This is a genomic window from Neobacillus sp. CF12 (genome assembly GCF_030348765.1).
In the GTDB taxonomy this organism is placed as follows: Bacteria; Bacillota; Bacilli; order Bacillales; family Cytobacillaceae; genus Neobacillus.
Genome location: NZ_JAUCEU010000007.1, coordinates 5993284 through 6009174, shown reverse-complemented (window position 1 = coordinate 6009174; position 15891 = coordinate 5993284). Strand labels below are relative to the sequence as shown.

The 15891-nt window shown below is 37.0% G+C and carries 14 protein-coding genes, 2 tRNA genes and 1 pseudogene; 3 read left to right on the top strand and 14 right to left on the bottom strand.

Translation table 11 applies throughout. The features are described from left to right. Positions 1-46 precede the first annotated feature (46 nt). A protein-coding gene (locus tag QUG14_RS29100; protein ID WP_289343356.1) for an IS3 family transposase occupies positions 47-1410 on the top strand; the annotation gives its coding sequence in 2 pieces (ribosomal slippage) (positions 47-506 and positions 506-1410; 1365 coding nt in all). Positions 1411-1475: 65 nt separating this feature from the next. On the opposite strand, the gene QUG14_RS29095 is transcribed toward QUG14_RS29100, so the two are convergent. Together QUG14_RS29095 and QUG14_RS29090 are read right to left on the bottom strand one after the other, a co-directional pair. Then, a complete protein-coding gene (locus QUG14_RS29095; RefSeq protein WP_289343916.1) occupies positions 1476-2162 on the bottom strand; it encodes a response regulator transcription factor in 687 nt (228 codons plus the stop codon). Between the two features lie 2 nt (positions 2163-2164). Then, complete coding sequence (locus tag QUG14_RS29090) at positions 2165-3607, bottom strand: sensor histidine kinase (protein ID WP_289343915.1); 1443 nt, start codon at positions 3605-3607, stop codon at positions 2165-2167. A 247-nt stretch (positions 3608-3854) separates the two neighbouring features. On the opposite strand from QUG14_RS29090, the pseudogene QUG14_RS29085 reads away from it, so the two are divergent. Next, positions 3855-5257 (top strand): annotated as a pseudogene (locus QUG14_RS29085) (PQQ-dependent sugar dehydrogenase). A gap of 304 nt (positions 5258-5561) precedes the next feature. Here QUG14_RS29085 and QUG14_RS29080 read toward each other — a convergent pair. The 12 genes from QUG14_RS29080 to QUG14_RS29025 form a co-directional block, all read right to left on the bottom strand. After that, positions 5562-6158, bottom strand: coding sequence for a YybS family protein (locus tag QUG14_RS29080; protein ID WP_289343914.1), 597 nt, complete (start codon positions 6156-6158; stop codon positions 5562-5564). 158 nt (positions 6159-6316) lie between these two features. After that, positions 6317-7150 carry a YitT family protein gene (locus QUG14_RS29075; RefSeq protein WP_483310820.1) on the bottom strand — a complete coding sequence of 278 codons (834 nt, stop codon included), beginning with the start codon at positions 7148-7150 and terminating at the stop codon, positions 6317-6319. Positions 7151-7536: 386 nt separating this feature from the next. After that, positions 7537-10206 (bottom strand): pyruvate, phosphate dikinase, encoded by a 2670-nt coding sequence (ppdK, locus tag QUG14_RS29070; RefSeq protein ID WP_289343912.1) that lies wholly within the window; start codon positions 10204-10206, stop codon positions 7537-7539. 2 nt (positions 10207-10208) lie between these two features. Continuing rightward, positions 10209-11024 carry a pyruvate, water dikinase regulatory protein gene (locus QUG14_RS29065; protein ID WP_289343911.1) on the bottom strand — a complete coding sequence of 272 codons (816 nt, stop codon included), beginning with the start codon at positions 11022-11024 and terminating at the stop codon, positions 10209-10211. 18 nt (positions 11025-11042) lie between these two features. After that, positions 11043-11684 (bottom strand): transcriptional regulator CcpN, encoded by a 642-nt coding sequence (gene ccpN, locus QUG14_RS29060; protein WP_289343910.1) that lies wholly within the window; start codon positions 11682-11684, stop codon positions 11043-11045. 181 nt (positions 11685-11865) lie between these two features. Continuing rightward, the gene (gene mutM / locus QUG14_RS29055; protein WP_289343909.1) at positions 11866-12675 is read right to left on the bottom strand and encodes a bifunctional DNA-formamidopyrimidine glycosylase/DNA-(apurinic or apyrimidinic site) lyase; all 810 of its coding nucleotides are present in this window, start codon (positions 12673-12675) and stop codon (positions 11866-11868) included. A gap of 346 nt (positions 12676-13021) precedes the next feature. Continuing rightward, positions 13022-13095: transfer RNA gene (locus QUG14_RS29050), tRNA-Ile, on the bottom strand. Positions 13096-13109: 14 nt separating this feature from the next. After that, a tRNA-Gly gene (locus QUG14_RS29045) sits at positions 13110-13183 on the bottom strand. Positions 13184-13243: 60 nt separating this feature from the next. Further along, positions 13244-13519 carry a DUF1450 domain-containing protein gene (locus QUG14_RS29040; RefSeq protein WP_289343908.1) on the bottom strand — a complete coding sequence of 92 codons (276 nt, stop codon included), beginning with the start codon at positions 13517-13519 and terminating at the stop codon, positions 13244-13246. A gap of 142 nt (positions 13520-13661) precedes the next feature. Then, positions 13662-13784: an FbpB family small basic protein gene (locus QUG14_RS29035; RefSeq protein WP_289343907.1), complete on the bottom strand. Its 123-nt coding sequence runs from the start codon at positions 13782-13784 to the stop codon at positions 13662-13664. A 115-nt stretch (positions 13785-13899) separates the two neighbouring features. Next, complete coding sequence (locus QUG14_RS29030; protein WP_289343906.1) at positions 13900-14607, bottom strand: DNA alkylation repair protein; 708 nt, start codon at positions 14605-14607, stop codon at positions 13900-13902. A 119-nt stretch (positions 14608-14726) separates the two neighbouring features. Next, positions 14727-15197 (bottom strand): hypothetical protein, encoded by a 471-nt coding sequence (locus tag QUG14_RS29025; RefSeq protein WP_289343905.1) that lies wholly within the window; start codon positions 15195-15197, stop codon positions 14727-14729. Between the two features lie 208 nt (positions 15198-15405). On the opposite strand from QUG14_RS29025, the gene QUG14_RS29020 reads away from it, so the two are divergent. Continuing rightward, positions 15406-15777 carry a VOC family protein gene (locus QUG14_RS29020; protein WP_289343904.1) on the top strand — a complete coding sequence of 124 codons (372 nt, stop codon included), beginning with the start codon at positions 15406-15408 and terminating at the stop codon, positions 15775-15777. The last annotated feature ends 114 nt before the right edge of the window (positions 15778-15891 follow it).

Here is a 15891-nt window from a genome sequence, read left to right as displayed (position 1 = left end):
CCCGTAAATGTTAGACACCATTCTAACATTTACGGGGTGTTTTTTTATGGCTAAATTTACAGTGGAGGAAAAGATCCATAGTGTTTTAAGGTATAAGTATGGGAATGAATCAATAAGGGAAATTGCGAGAGGTATTGGTGTTCACCAAAGTATTTTCAGCGCATGGGTTCGCCTATTTGAGCATCATGGAGAAAGTGCCTTTATAAAATCCTATACAAGCTATTCAACGAAGTTTAAAATGGATGTACTTAATTATATAAATGAGATGGGTACATCCTACCGTGAAACTGCTGCCATATTCAATCTTCCCACACACGCAATGGTTCGAAAATGGCAACTACAGTTTGAACAAGGTGGAATTAATGCCCTAGAATCAAAGAAAAAGGGGCGTCCATCCTTGAAGAAAGATACAAATAAACCAGAAACACAGAAACCAAGACCAGATGAAGAAACAGTGGAGGCATTACAAACGAAAGTCGAACGTTTAGAAATGGAGATTGCCTACTTAAAAAAGTTGAATGCTTTAGTTCAGATGCAGGAAAAATTACAAACAAAACCAAAGCGCAAGTAATTTTTGAACTAAAGGATAAGTATAAGGTCGTGGATTTAGTTGAAGTCGCTGACATTTCACGTGCTACGTATTATTGGTGGGAAAAACGATTAAATAAGGTTGATAAGTATGAGAGGGTAAAAGAAGCGATAACAGGGATTTTCCATGAACATAAAGGTCGTTATGGGTACCGTCGAATCACGAAAGAGTTAGAAAAAAGAGGTTTCCGTCATGATCCCAAAACGATTAATGGTTTAATGAATGATATGGGTTTAAAATGTATGGTACGTATGAAGAAGTTCAAATCTTATAAAGGAAATGTAGGCAAAACCGCTCCAAACGTTTTAAATCGCGATTTCACTGCCGAAACAATGAATGAAAAATGGGTTACCGATGTAACAGAATTCCACCTGTTCGGTGAGAAGCGTTACCTCTCTCCTGTACTGGATTTGTGTAATGGGGAAATCATTGCTTATAGTGTTATGAACCGTCCTGTATATAAATTAGTAGGTGACATGTTAGACCAAGCGATTGAACGTCTTCAGCCAGGAGACCAAGTAATTCTTCATTCAGATCAGGGTTGGCATTATCAAATGAGACAATATCAAAAATCACTAGAACGGCACCAAATAAAACAGAGTATGTCTCGAAAAGGAAACTGTTTGGATAATGCAGTCATGGAAAATTTCTTTGGCTTATTAAAGTCTGAACTCCTTTATTTACAGGAATTTGATAGTATAGAGCATTTTGAACAGGAATTAGCTGATTATATTCACTATTACAATCACAAACGAATGAAGGCAAAATTAAAAGACTTGAGTCCGGTGGAATACCGAACTCAAGTCTTAAAAGTTGCATAAAAATATTTGTCTAACTTTATTGGGTCAGATCACTTATGTGACGGATTGTATTTATATTATTTATGTTAAACATTGAATCGATAGCCTGCTCCCCAAACCGTTTCCAAATATTTCGGATGGGCAGGATCCTTTTCAATTTTCCCGCGTATTTTTCTGATATGGACGGTCACAGTTGACACATCTGCTGCCATTTCATAGCCCCAAATATGTTCATAAAGCTGTTCTTTGTTCAAGACTTGATTCGGGTGATTCACAAGAAATACCAACAAATCAAATTCCTTTGTTGTGAACGATGTCTCCGCCCCGCTAAGATAAACTTTTCGTGCTGACTTATCAATCGTAATCTCTTTAACCTTAATCATATTCGATTTTGTTTGACTTCCCGATAGTCGTTCATATCGCTCTATATGCGCTTTCACTCTAGCTACCAACTCACTTGGACTAAATGGCTTGGTAATATAATCATCTGCTCCCAAACCGAGACCTCGAATTTTATCGATATCTTCTTTCTTTGCGGAAACAAACAGAATCGGGATATTTTTAACTTGACGTACTTGTTTGCATATATCAAACCCATTGACTCCTGGGAGCATGATGTCTAATATAATTAAATCATAATCATTTTCAAGTGCCATTTGGAGTCCTGAATCACCAGAATGTTCAACATCTACATGAAATTGATTAATCTCTAAATAATCTCTTTGTAATTCCGCGATACTTATTTCATCTTCGACCAATAATATCTTTTTCATCTTTACACACCTTTCTTCAAAGAAAAGAAAACACTCGTACCTTTGCCTTTTTCGCTCGTTGCCCAAATCTCTCCTTCGTGCTCTTCAATGATGTGTTTGGAAATGGCTAGCCCTAATCCACTTCCACCAGTCCGGGAATTCCTAGACTTTTCTGCCCGGTAAAAGCGATTAAAAATGTATGGTAACGCTGAAGGTTCTATTCCATAGCCATTATCCGTCACTTCTACAACAACATCAAAAGGTCCTTCATGCAGATGTATAGAAATATACTTATCATCTTTATTCATATACTTAACACAATTGTTTATGAGATTTACTAAAACACGTTTTAACTTCTCACGGTCAGCAGTCACGAATATCGATTTATTCATTGGTTGATGGTAAAGCTGTATCCCTTTTTGTACTAAATCTAGATGAAGCTTTTCTACAAAATCTTTCATGTATTCAACCAGTTCCGTCGTTTCAAAAGTGAATGACTCTTTCTTTAAATCTAGTTTTGAAAATAAAAAAAGTTCATCGATCAATGAATCCATATCCCTTGCTTTCCCATGAATGGTGGTTAAATACTTCTCCATTTTCTCTTGGGTATTTGCTACACCGTCTTTTATTCCTTCAACATAACCGATTATAGAAGTAATTGGGGTTTTTAAATCATGTGAAATATTTGAAAGTAGTTCTTTACGATTTACCTCATATTGAAGCTGGAGGGTGATCGACTCCTTTAGTTTAAGTCGCATTTCCTCAAACGTTCGATTTAATTGTCCGATTTCATCATTGGAGGTTGTTTTGATTTCAAAATGTAAATCGCCCGATTTAATCCGTTCTGCACCCTCTTTTAGAATGGAGATTGGCTTGATGATACTTCTTGACACTAAATAGTTTAATAATCCAATAATCATAATAAACAGAAGCAGTAAAAGCCCTAATAAAATGGGAAACAGCTCTTGAATCAATTGCGCATTCGAACTTACCTTCCTTAATACAAAAATACTTCCTTTGCTTTTGTCTAAAAAATAAAAATCAAACTTCACATACGTGAAATAGAAATCATTGATTTTAATGGAATCCCTCGTGTTTATATTCGTTTCTTCAAACTTAGGTAATGACGTAACCAATGCCTGCTGGTCTAACGTGGAAGTTGCGTACTCAATGTTGTTATCTTTTCTAACAACAATTTTAATATCTTGCTGTTCAATCTTCTTCAGTTGTTCTATATTTAATAGCTGCTCCGAGTTATTTTTCGCCAAAAGTTTTAAATCAAGAAATACACTTTCCTCAACAGGAGACAAAGGTTTTTGTAAATAAGATTTCTTATAGAAGTTCGCTATCGAATTTACATCGCCGGTTATGGTAAAAAGAAGTAAATAACCAGCGGCTAAAAACAAAGAGATTGAAAAAACAATTACCCCCACATAAGACAACAGAAACCTCATTTTAATGGACATACTTCACCTCCAAACACACCACTTTCGCAAATTTTCCATAACACTAATTGAACGATATCATACAATTCTTAAAAATATCGAAAAAATAAAGAAAAAATCTAAAAACAAATTAGGAAAATATGCAAAATACCCTGCATAAACAGCGGTTTTTGCATAAATGGTGCCTGTCACCTCCTACTTGGTACTAATAGAAAAGTTTTAGTCATATTCTTATAGGAAAAATCAAGTAGAAGGGGTGAAATGTAAGGTGGTTAACGTTCGTTTGCGACCCGTTGTAAGTAGGATAAATTTACCTACTGTCTTAAAAACAGCTATTCTTCCAGGTGACTCTATGGAAAGATTATTTATTGCAACCCAGGTAGGGGAGATCTTTTACATAGGAAACGGAGTGGTGAGGACTTTTTTAGATATTCGCCCACACGTCATAAAATTAGGTGCTTCTGGTGGTTATGATGAACGGGGATTGCTAGGACTAGCGTTTCATCCTGATTTTTACTATAACGGGTTGTTTTATCTTCATTATTCAGTAGCTGGAACACAAGGTCCAGGTGCCGGGCCTGATCCTTTTAAACCTAATCCATGTGACCCAAATACCTTAAATCTACGGTGGGTGAATAGAGAGGCTCAATATGATCATATTGATACAGTAGAAGAATGGATTTTACAATCGAATGGTCAACCTCAAAAACGAAGGACATTACTTAACTTACGAAGACCATTTTCAAATCATAATGGTTTCAATAGTTTAAACTTCTCACCTGAATCAGGAAAACTTGTATTAACAACGGGAGATGGAGGCTCAGGCTTTGACCCCTTTAATTTAAGCCAGGATGATATGGAAATCGCTGGTAAAATACTTGAAATCGATGTACTTAAGAATTCATTTATCAATAATCCACCCATAGTCACACGTTTTAATGAACTTCCATTTCCCATTCAGGAAACTCTGACGGTAATCGCCAAAGGTGTTCGTAACATACCCGGCATTTCATTTCAAAGGTTTTACCAACAGTATATCAAGTATGTAGGGAATGTCGGACAGGATTTGGTAGAGTCAATCTTTTCATTCACTCAATATAAATCAATACCGGTGACACAGCTTACTCAAGCTTCTTTAATGAATACTATGCTTAACCTAGAAGGATTTATTAATTTTGGCTGGCGCGGGTGGGAAGGTGCTTTTCCTACTCCAGTGATAAGAGGCTGTTCTTCAAATCCAACTTCGGATGAGAAAACAATTGCTTTTTACAATGAAGCAGTGACACTCTCAGGGAGTCGTCTACAGCCTTTAACGAGTTATTTTCATAATGACCCACGACCCGATAAGTTTAGTGGAACGGCACTTACTGGAGTCCAGCCTTATATGGGGAATACAATCCCTGGTTTAACAGGAAGCGTTGTGTTTACGGATATTGCACGGAAAGAATCACAACCTCAAGTTAGAGGGTCATTAGCTTACACCAGTGTAAGATCAGATGGTAAACAAAATGATTTTAGGGTGATTAACATCGATTATGATTATGGAACTCAATCAGCTTATTACGTTACTTTAGGATGTAATCTGGATCAAACAGACTATATTTGGGGGTTAATGGGTCGATGAAGGTGGCAGATTTTAACCAAGGTACGGTTTTTGAGATTGTTCCATAATGAATAAAAGTAATGAACTTTTATAAAATAGGAGAGAAAGCATCCAAATTAATTCATTTGGTGTCTCTTGTTTATAACAAATTCAATTGCAGTAGGATGATAATTATCTGCTCCAATTTTACTGGCCCATGTTCGACACGCTCAGTTCTAGTATCGGCAGTATTCTCATGTTCCCTTGTATACTCTCTGTAATTCCACTATTGACATATGAATGCCTCCATAATTTTATCAATTCATATAAATACCTAAATTTGTGTTTCATTGTAATTTTACAACCCAATTATGATTCCTACAAGAAAACCCCCTACTTCTTAATAGGGGTTCCACGAATGATTGCCTTATGAATCACGTTAATAGCCAAAATACTTACTCTCATCCAAATCCGGCTGTATACTATCGAAAAGGTAAAGGTTGCAAGGAAGATAAATATATTAAATTCCGATGATACAGAAGGACCAAGGATGGGAAAACCTATTCCATAGAGTAAAATACAAATACCCATAGATAAACAAACTGATGCAAATAAATTGATGAAAATGTGTCTCTTTAAATACTTTAGACCAAATCCGATACTCAAGCCTAACAAACCTGTTGTAAAAGGAAACACCAATAGTTCACTTGGCTGGACCGTGGTTAAGAGGAAAATCGTAACGAAATAAGTCATCACTCCGATTCTAGTGGACAGAAGACAGGCTAGGACAATAGGACCAGTTGTCAACATACTTAAAATATATCCTAGACCAGTGAAAATGCCGACAGATTGCAGAATTACGGCAACTGATCCTAGCAGAGCACCCATGACAAGACGTGTTGTCTTGGAATAATAGTCCAATGTGACAGCTAAATCACCTGGACATTTATTCCCCCAAATACCTGATGTCATTCGCTTTAAGTAGCGCATATCACACCCCCTTATTTAGGTAAATGCATGGATGCATGTTTTTATGACAGTATCAATTCAATAGCAAATATTTTTTCAATTGCTTCTATCATTATAAAAACGACAGCAATGAGCTGTCGTTTTAACATCTCTTTCTTTATTTACCTGCCCGCTTAACCTCAATGAATATCATGCTTCTTGAAGTTACCACCTTTAACTTCTGCTACGTCATAAACGATAACAAAGGCATTTTCATCAATTTCGTTAATGATTTCTTTCATTTTGCTTTCTTCTAAACGGTTAATCACACAATTGATTTCCTTGAATTTTTCGTTTGTATAACCGCCTTCCACTACATTATAAGTCGCCCCACGTCCTAAGTTCTCACGAATCCTCTCTACCATTAATTCTGGTTCATTGGTAATAATTTTAAAGGTTTTAGAACCACTTAAACCTTCTTCCACGATATGTATTACCTTAGAGGCAATGTAGTATGCAATTGCCGAAAGAATGGCTCCTTGAAGACCGAAGACTGTTGACACAACGATAAAGACGAACATATTTAAAAACAAAATGAGGTCACTTGTTCCAAAAGGTAATTTACGAGAAAGTAATACGGCTAACATATCAATTCCATCTAATGCGCCGCCATTTCGTAATGCCAACCCCATTCCAAAACCGATGATGATTCCACCAACAACTGTTATTAACAAAGTATCTCCTACAATAATGGGTGTTAAATGGTGCATAAGGAGCGTTCCTATTGCTAGCGAAGCAATACCAATAACCGAATAAATCGCAAAACTTGTCCCAATTTGTTTATAACCTAAAAATACGAATGGGATATTCAGGACCGCAATTAGCAGTCCTAAAGGTAAACCAAATAAATTTGAACCAACGATACTCAGTCCTGTCACACCACCGTCTGATACGTTATTGGGGATTAATACGGTTTCTAGTCCGTATGCTGTAATAAATGCCCCAATAATAACCAATATTGCTCGTGTAACCATTTTTAGTATATTGGGTTTTTGCTTAATGTTGGCACTCAATTTAATCTCCTGCTTTCATAAATATTTTAAATTTTCGTTTTTCCTTCCCTCTATGTACTTAAAAATCTAACACAATCCCACGTTCCAATTTTTTAATTATATTCGAATTTTCCTAGTTAAACAAAATGTTAAGGGTAGGCAAATTTAGAAAAATTTCAGCCTTTGACTGACCTGATCCTGTTTGTTAAACAAAAAAAGTTGTTAAGCAACATCTGCTAATCTTATTCTTGTTGGATCAAAGGCTACTCATTAAAAGGAAAAAGAGACCAAATCTACTATGTGATTTGGTCTCTTAATGGTCTATTTCACTGGTTTATTATCTTTATTGTTTCTTCACGATAAGAGAATTATGCGGTCGTATAAACTTCCTTCTTATTTGATTCATGACGAATTGTTGCTTGTGCTGCCGCCAATCTCGCTAGTGGGACACGGTACGGTGAGCAACTTACATAATCAAGCCCAGTTTTGTAGCAGAAATCAATGGACGTTTTTTCCCCGCCATGCTCCCCACAAATACCTGTTTTTAATGTTGGCTTTGCTTCACGGCCAAGTTTTACTCCCATTTCTACTAATCTACCAACACCGTCTTGATCAAGGACAGCAAAAGGATTTTCAGCTAGAACTTTATTTTCGATATAGTTTTGAAGGAACTTTCCTTCTGCATCATCACGGCTATATCCGAAAGTTGTTTGTGTTAAATCGTTCGTACCAAACGAGAAGAAATCTGCTTCTTGTGCAATTTGGTCAGCGGTAATCGCTGCACGTGGAATTTCAATCATCGTTCCAATCGTATATTCAAATTGCTTTCCTGTTTCTTCTTGCACTTTTTCAGCGGCATCAATGACAAGCTGACGCATTTGTTTTAACTCATTGACATGACCAACGAGTGGAATCATGATTTCAGGCTGAACTTCCATTCCTTTGTCGGCAAGCTTAGCAGCAGCATAAAATATTGCTTTTGCTTGCATTTCATAAATCTCCGGATATACCATACCAAGGCGACAGCCGCGATGACCGAGCATTGGATTGTATTCATCTAATTGGCGGACCTTTTTCAACAGTAGTTCTTTCTTTTTCAACTCAGGAGAAGTAGGATCTAGAATTTGCAACTTCGTTACTTCAACCAATAACTCTTCCTTATCTGGTAAAAATTCATGTAATGGCGGATCTAATAGGCGAATGGTAACTGGGAATCCTTGCATCGCTTCAAAGATTCCTTCAAAATCACCTTGTTGCATCGGAAGTAACTCGTCAAGGGCTTCCATACGTTCGCCAAAGCTTTCCGCTAGGATCATTTTTTGAACGATAGGTATCCGTTTTACATCCATGAACATGTGCTCAGTACGGCACAATCCAATCCCACCGGCCCCAAATTCAAAGGCTTTTTGTGCATCCTCTGGATTATCGGCATTCGCTCGAACTCCAATTTTTCTCTCTTGATCTGCCCAGGCAAGTAATAACTGGAACTCCTCAGAAAGCTGTGGCTCAATCATTGGAATTTCTCCCAACATGATTTCACCGGTAGAACCATCAATAGTAATCACATCACCATACTTGATAACCTTCTCTTCAACCGTAAATTGTTTAGCTTTTACATCAATTTTCAGGGCGTCACAACCGCAGATACACGCTTTCCCCATACCACGGGCTACTACTGCTGCATGGCTTGTCATACCGCCGCGACTTGTTACGATGGCTTGTGCAGCAACAATACCGTGAATATCATCAGGCGTGGTTTCTGGACGAACGAGAATGACTTTTTTGCCAGCATTCCCTAATTCCTCTGCTTCATCTGCATCAAACACAACTTGACCAGTTGCCGCCCCTGGTGATGCTGGCAATCCTTTTGCCAATAACGTACGCACATATTTATCATCGATTCGACGATGTAGAAGTTGGTTTAATTGGTCTGGGTCGACACGAAGCAAGGCAGTCTTTTTATCAATGATTCCTTCTTCGACCATTTCTACTGCAATCCGAATTGCCGCTTGGGCAGTACGCTTTCCATGACGAGTTTGCAGAATAAATAATTGACCACGTTCTACGGTAAATTCAATATCTTGCATTTCTTGATAATGTTGCTCCAAACGTTTGCATGTTTCAGCGAATTGCTTATAAACAGCTGGCATTTCGTCCTTTAAGGTTTGAATTGGCTGTGGCGTCCGAATTCCAGCAACTACATCTTCACCCTGTGCATTGATTAAATACTCTCCGTAAAGAACATGTTCACCAGTAGAAGGATTTCTTGTAAAAGCCACCCCTGTTCCGGAATCATTGCCCATATTTCCAAACACCATGCTTTGAATATTCACAGCCGTCCCAAGGTGATCAGGAATTTTATTTAAACGGCGGTAGACGATGGCGCGCTGATTATTCCAAGAATCGAACACAGCATTAATAGCAAGAAAGAGTTGTTCCTTCGGATCCTGTGGAAAGTCTTTTCTCGTATGCTTTTTGACAATTCCTTTGTATCCTTCAATAACTTCTTTCCAGTCTTCAGCCGTCATTTCCGGGTCGGCATGATAACCCTTTTGCTCACGAGTTTCTTCTAACAATTGTTCAAAGTGAAACGTATTGATATCTAGGACAACATTACTAAACATTTGAATAAAACGGCGGTACGAATCATAAGCAAAACGAGGATTATTGGTTAAGTTCCCCATGCCCACAACCGTTTTATCATTCATACCCAGGTTTAAAACCGTATCCATCATTCCTGGCATCGAAAAGACAGAACCTGAACGTACGGAAACGAGTAACGGATTTTCGGCATCACCGAGTTTTTTACCCATTTTTTCTTCAAGGTTGGTTAATGCACCTAATACTTGGCTTTCAACAATCGTTGGAATCATTTTTCCTGCATCGTAATAGGCATTACAAGCTTGAGTCGAAATGGTAAAACCAAATGGAACTGGCAAGCCAATCCGCGTCATTTCCGCTAGATTTGCCCCTTTTCCTCCAAGCGTTTCCTTCATATTTCCATTTCCTTCATGAAACAAGTAAACGAATTTCTGCATCATCACAAGCCCCTCTCTTTTTTTAACACTTCTAATATTAATCCAGCAGTTTCTTCGATTGCTTTATTTGAAACATTGATAATCGGACAGCCTACACGTTTCATAATTTTTTCAGCATAATCCAGTTCATCAAGAATTCTTTCAAAACTTGCGTAACTTGCCTTGGAACCTAAACCTAAAGCTTTTAGCCTTTCTAGGCGAATTTCATTTAATTTATCTGGAGAAATAATTAGTCCTATACAATTCTTTCTCGGAATCTTAAACAATTCATCTGGAGCCGGAACCTCAGGAACGAGTGGAACATTGGCAACCTTAAAGCGCTTATGAGCCAGATACATCGATAAAGGTGTCTTCGATGTTCTAGAGACACCGATTAAAACAATATCTGCTTTAAGAATTCCCCTAGGATCACGGCCATCGTCGTATTTAACGGCGAATTCGATTGCCTCTATTTTTCTAAAATACTCTTCATCTAGTTTTCTCATTAATCCTGGCTGATGATGAGGCTTCTTATCAAAACTAGTCGTAAATGCATTCATCAGTGGACTAAGCAAATCCACTGCCATAATGTTTTCCTCTGCTGCACGTCGGTCTAAATACTCTTTTAAAACAGGTATGACAATCGTATAGGCAATAATTGATTTCCCTTTTCTTGCTAGAATCAGAACATCTTCAATGTCTTCAAAATCATCCACATAGGAATTGCGTCGGATCTCGACATTTCCTCCATTAAATTGCGTTGCTACTGCTTTTACAACAAACTCTGCCGTTTCCCCAACGGAGTCTGAAACCACATAGACAACTTCCTTCTCTCCCAAAATCACTGCCACTCCCTTTTATACTGAATTTTGCTCCATAATTTCTAGATATGCTTTTGTGATAGTTGTTTTTGTAATCCGACCGACAAGTAAATATGTATGGTTTCCCGGATTGATTTCTTTCACTACAGGTAAGGAGTCAATGTGATTCGTAATCATCTTTTTAGCAGCTTCTAGCAGAGTTTCTTCAGGTGTGATGGTGATAATGTTAGGCATTCTCGTCATAATGACGCTACAGGGTAATTCTTGCAAGTCTTTATTGCCAATGGCTGTTCTTAATAAATCTTTTCGCGAAATCACGCCGGCTAAATAGCCATCATTGTCTACCGCATAAAGTGTACCGACATCTTCCAAAAATAATTGAACAATCGCATCATATACAGAGGTAGATTTTTCAACCACAATTGGGTGAGCTTTATAATCTACAACCTTTTGGTGGATAAACTTTTCGGCCTGCAGCTTTACCTCATAGTTATGATTGAAAAAATAACCTACGCGTGGTCTAGCATCTAAATTACCTGCCATCGTTAAGATCGCTAAGTCTGGCCTTAATGCCGCTCTTGTTAAGGAAAGCTTTTCAGCAATTTGCTGACCCGTAATGGGTCCACTCTCCTTTACAATTTTGAGAATTTCGTCTTGGCGTTTCGTCAGTTTAATCACATTGACCCCCTTTTCAGTTTAATTATGTTATATTTTTTGATAAAAATATAAATGTGCTATACTTATTAATATTTAGTATATTACATTTAACCGATTAGTGAAATAGTTTGTTACACATATTTTTGACAAATTTTCTAACTCGTCAAAAAAAAGAATCCTATCACAGGAGATAGGATTCTTACTATTTTTGACAGTTCGGACAGAAGAATGTTTTTCGAGAGGAAATCTTTTCTTTTATTATCTTACTGCCACATCTTTTACACTTTTCGCCTTCCCGATCATAGACAAGACAAAGATTATTGTACCCACCAGTTAGATTGTCACCTTGAAAAAAGGGATTTTCCATATAGCCTCCGTGTTTTAGAGCATTCTGGAGGACGTGCTTCATTGAATGGTAAAGTTGAGTTTGTTCTGGCGCACCTATATCTTCCAGACTTCGTTGCGTCTTAATTCCTGCATGATAACAAATTTCATCGGAGTAACAGTTTCCGATTCCTGCAATAAACTCCTGATCGAGGAGTTTTGTTTTTATTTTCCCACGTCTGTTATGTAGTAAATGTAAAAATGCCTGCAAAGTGAACTGAGGCTCTAGGGCTTCCGGGCCCAAGAAGGATAATTCTTTTTGAACGTCTTGTTCATTGTATAAATGCAAATAGCCGAGTCGTAATCCAATAAAATAGAGATGATGATTCCCAAATGATAATCGAACTTGGATCGTTCGTTTCGGTTTGTCTTCCTCCGTTCCGAAATACATCCAACCGCCAAGCATTAAATGAAGCAAAAGGACTTGGCCGTTATCTAAATGAAATAGTAAATGCTTCCCCCTACGATTGACGGTCACAATTTGCTGATTTGCAACAGTATTAATGAAGAGTGTCGGATTCACATTAATCGATTTATCGCGATTGATTTCTACTTGGGTAATGGTTTGACCCGCTATTTTTGGATTTAATAATCTACGGTAATTTTCCATCTCTGGAAGTTCAGGCATATATAACTTCCTCTCGTTTCATTTGGTTGTGTTAAATTTGTCTGTTGATTTGCGCTCCACTAAGGATTGCTTCTTGGAACAGTCATCGCAGGGACAGGCGGTTTCTGCCTGTCCCGAGGCACTTCACTTTCCGCGGGCGGGACGGGGAGCCTCCTCGCCGCTACGCGCCTGTGGGGTCTCCCCTGCCCCGTCCTCCCGCAGGAGTCTCGTGCCTTCCGCGCAAATCAACAGAGTGCCAAAATCAATATTTAGCTATACCACAGCATTTCTTTTTCATATCTTTTCCTCATGAACGCAAAAAAACCGAACTTTTTAAAGTTCGGTTTATGTATCAATAATTATGAAGTGGGCCTAAATGGACTCGAACCATCGACCTCACGCTTATCAGGCGTGCGCTCTAACCAGCTGAGCTATAGGCCCTCATTAAGAGTAATTGGAGCGGGTGATGGGAATCGAACCCACAACAACAGCTTGGAAGGCTGTGGTTTTACCACTAAACTACACCCGCATTTCAAAGGCCTTTAAATAATACATGAAATATTATAACACCCTATCAATGACTTGTAAACTACTTTTTTTCACCTTCAAGTAGTTTGAGTTTTTTTAGTAATTCCGCTGAATCCCCAGCCGCAATAAATTCACCATTCACAATTGCGTAAGGAGATATTTTACACTCCTCACATCTACTTTGACAATGGTACTCTTTGTATTCGATATTCTTTTTACCCAAAAAAGTACTGTAATCTTTTTGTAGCCCTTCCGGTAAAAAACGATCGAGATTTTTTTCACAAAAATCAATTTTTAATTTCGTCTCTTTGGTAAAAAGTTTAGTAATAAAGTTCATCCTATGAACAACTCCAAAAGCTAGTGATATAGAGTATTATATCAGTATTATAGGCAAATTTCTTGGTTTTCGCTCAAAAGTTAATAAGAGCAACCATCTTTGTTAACGGATTGCTCTTTGTTAATAACTATTTAGGATATTATTATCTCTTTGCATGTTTGCTTTCTATTTTCGCTTCAATTCTTTCCATTGCTTTGATGTCATTTTTTAATTCCTGTTTGTTGTCATTAACCAATTTTTTAAAACTCATATTTCGTTTTCTCATTTATCTCTCCACCTTTCTATGTTTTTATTATACAGAAGGTAGAAAGGTTATTTTCATCTGAATTATTACAATTTTTTGAACTTTATTATTTTTTTTATTTATCTATTCATAGTATTTAACAAATACAAGTCTTACGCTTCAACCCTACTCTGTTCTTCTCTTCTACTTTCTTAATATAATCCGATGCAAGAGGTACTTTACATGCCGTATTTCCTACGTCTACTTGTACTTTTCCAATACAATCTGCAACTCGTTTTGCTTCTTCACTTAATTCGGCAACATAGGTTCCAACAGATAAAACAAAACCATTCATTACATACCGAACACGATTCCGTTCACCATGGATTGTATTTTTAACCTGATTCAATAAAATCCTGATTTCTTCTAAGTCTAACTTATCATCAGAAGTTATGGATAGATAGTTAGAATAAGTACTCCAACCACAGACAGCAACCATTTCTTCATCTGATTTCATCCACTCTCTCGAAAGTTCAAGTGCATATTGGCTTTCTGCTGCAACCCCGGCAACTGTATATTCCGCTACCATATACCAGTAAGCCTTCTTAGCCCAATCCTGTAAGGTCTCTTTTGAAATCAACTTTGGATTCACCGAAAGGCCAGCCAAATACATAGCATCATGATTACCTGAATCAAATAATTTCAATGCTAGATCATGATCCTTTTTCACATACTTAACAAACTTCTTCAAATCCCCAATTTTCACACCAAAATAAGGCTCTTTGACCCCATGATTCATATAAATTTGCTTCGTTTGCTCGGAGCCCAATTCCTCCAACTTTTGCATAATCTCTTCATAAGTCATACTATCATCCTCTCACAAAAAATAGATCTTTTACTTCTACCTTCATTATAAAAAAGAAGACTGTTCAATAATAGCAATATTTGCTACTTTTGAAACAGACTTCTTCTAATAGTATCTAGTTACACCTTATAGATCCTCTTTCTTTCATACCAAGATTGAACTGCGTACAATATATATGCTTTATGGTGTAAGTACATAAAAAATTGAAGATGATTTAATCTATTTAATCCGACTATTTTTATTTTTTTCAGAAAGGAAGTGATAGGATAAGCAAAAATCCAGTCTGCAATAGCGTTTAGCAACACAAACTTTTTGAAATTCCCATACGAATATTTAAGTAACCACATGGATAGAGGCATATATGGACCAATACTAAAAGGGAGTTCATCTTTAAGAAAAGATTTTCGCTTATCGTAAAATTTCCACCATTTTCGCTTGTTCCCAATCATATGGTTAATGATTTCAATAATTACTATTACTACTCCCGCTAGAGAAAAACGTTTTACATCACGCTTACCCAATAATAACAACGATAACCATGGAATCCCAATTATTACTATATTAAATATCCTGTGCTTTTTAGATTGCATAGCCGAATTCACCCAAACCCTCTTCTAATTTCCTCTGTTATTTAAAATATCCGATTTCACAAATAGTATTCTGCAAAATAATTTTGTTGAACCTGCTTAGATTAATTTATGCATGAAGTTAGTTGGAAAAAATTGTGTTTATTTATTCTCTGCTTTATACTTTATTTTATATCTGAATTTTTTAATAACTATAAAAGGTGGTATACATATGAAACTAGGAGCATTTTCTGTAAGTTTGAATGTAAAAGACATTTCGGTATCAAAAGCATTTTACGAAGATTTGGGATTTCAAACCTTAGGAGGGGATATTACCCAAAACTGGCTCATTTTAAAAAATGAAAATACCGTAATTGGGCTATTCCAAGGAATGTTTGAAAATAACATTCTTACATTTAACCCAGGCTGGAATCAAAATGCCGAAAATCTCGAATCGTTTACAGACATCCGAGAAATTCAAAAGCAGCTGAAAGAAAAAGGAATAACAATGCTTTCTGAAGCAGATGAATCAACAGAAGGACCAGCACATTTTATAATCGAAGATCCAGATGGGAATCAAATTCTTGTGGATCAGCATAGATAGACAGAATTAACGGTACTATGAAATAGATAAGTCATTTTGAACTCAGATTCCCACTTCTCAACTTGGGAGAACATTTTCAATAATACAAAAAAACTCACAAACGTTGATTTAACA

Coding starts and splice junctions, on each gene's coding strand:
- QUG14_RS29095 (WP_289343916.1), bottom strand. CDS start 2,162: ATGAAAAAGATATTATTGGTCGAAGATGAAATAAGTATCGCGGAATTA.
- QUG14_RS29090 (WP_289343915.1), bottom strand. CDS start 3,607: ATGTCCATTAAAATGAGGTTTCTGTTGTCTTATGTGGGGGTAATTGTT.
- QUG14_RS29080 (WP_289343914.1), bottom strand. CDS start 6,158: ATGCGCTACTTAAAGCGAATGACATCAGGTATTTGGGGGAATAAATGT.
- QUG14_RS29075 (WP_483310820.1), bottom strand. CDS start 7,150: ATGGTTACACGAGCAATATTGGTTATTATTGGGGCATTTATTACAGCA.
- ppdK (WP_289343912.1), bottom strand. CDS start 10,206: ATGCAGAAATTCGTTTACTTGTTTCATGAAGGAAATGGAAATATGAAG.
- mutM (WP_289343909.1), bottom strand. CDS start 12,675: ATGCCTGAACTTCCAGAGATGGAAAATTACCGTAGATTATTAAATCCA.
- QUG14_RS29040 (WP_289343908.1), bottom strand. CDS start 13,519: ATGAACTTTATTACTAAACTTTTTACCAAAGAGACGAAATTAAAAATT.
- QUG14_RS29035 (WP_289343907.1), bottom strand. CDS start 13,784: ATGAGAAAACGAAATATGAGTTTTAAAAAATTGGTTAATGACAACAAA.
- QUG14_RS29030 (WP_289343906.1), bottom strand. CDS start 14,607: ATGACTTATGAAGAGATTATGCAAAAGTTGGAGGAATTGGGCTCCGAG.
- QUG14_RS29025 (WP_289343905.1), bottom strand. CDS start 15,197: ATGCAATCTAAAAAGCACAGGATATTTAATATAGTAATAATTGGGATT.
- QUG14_RS29020 (WP_289343904.1), top strand. CDS start 15,406: ATGAAACTAGGAGCATTTTCTGTAAGTTTGAATGTAAAAGACATTTCG.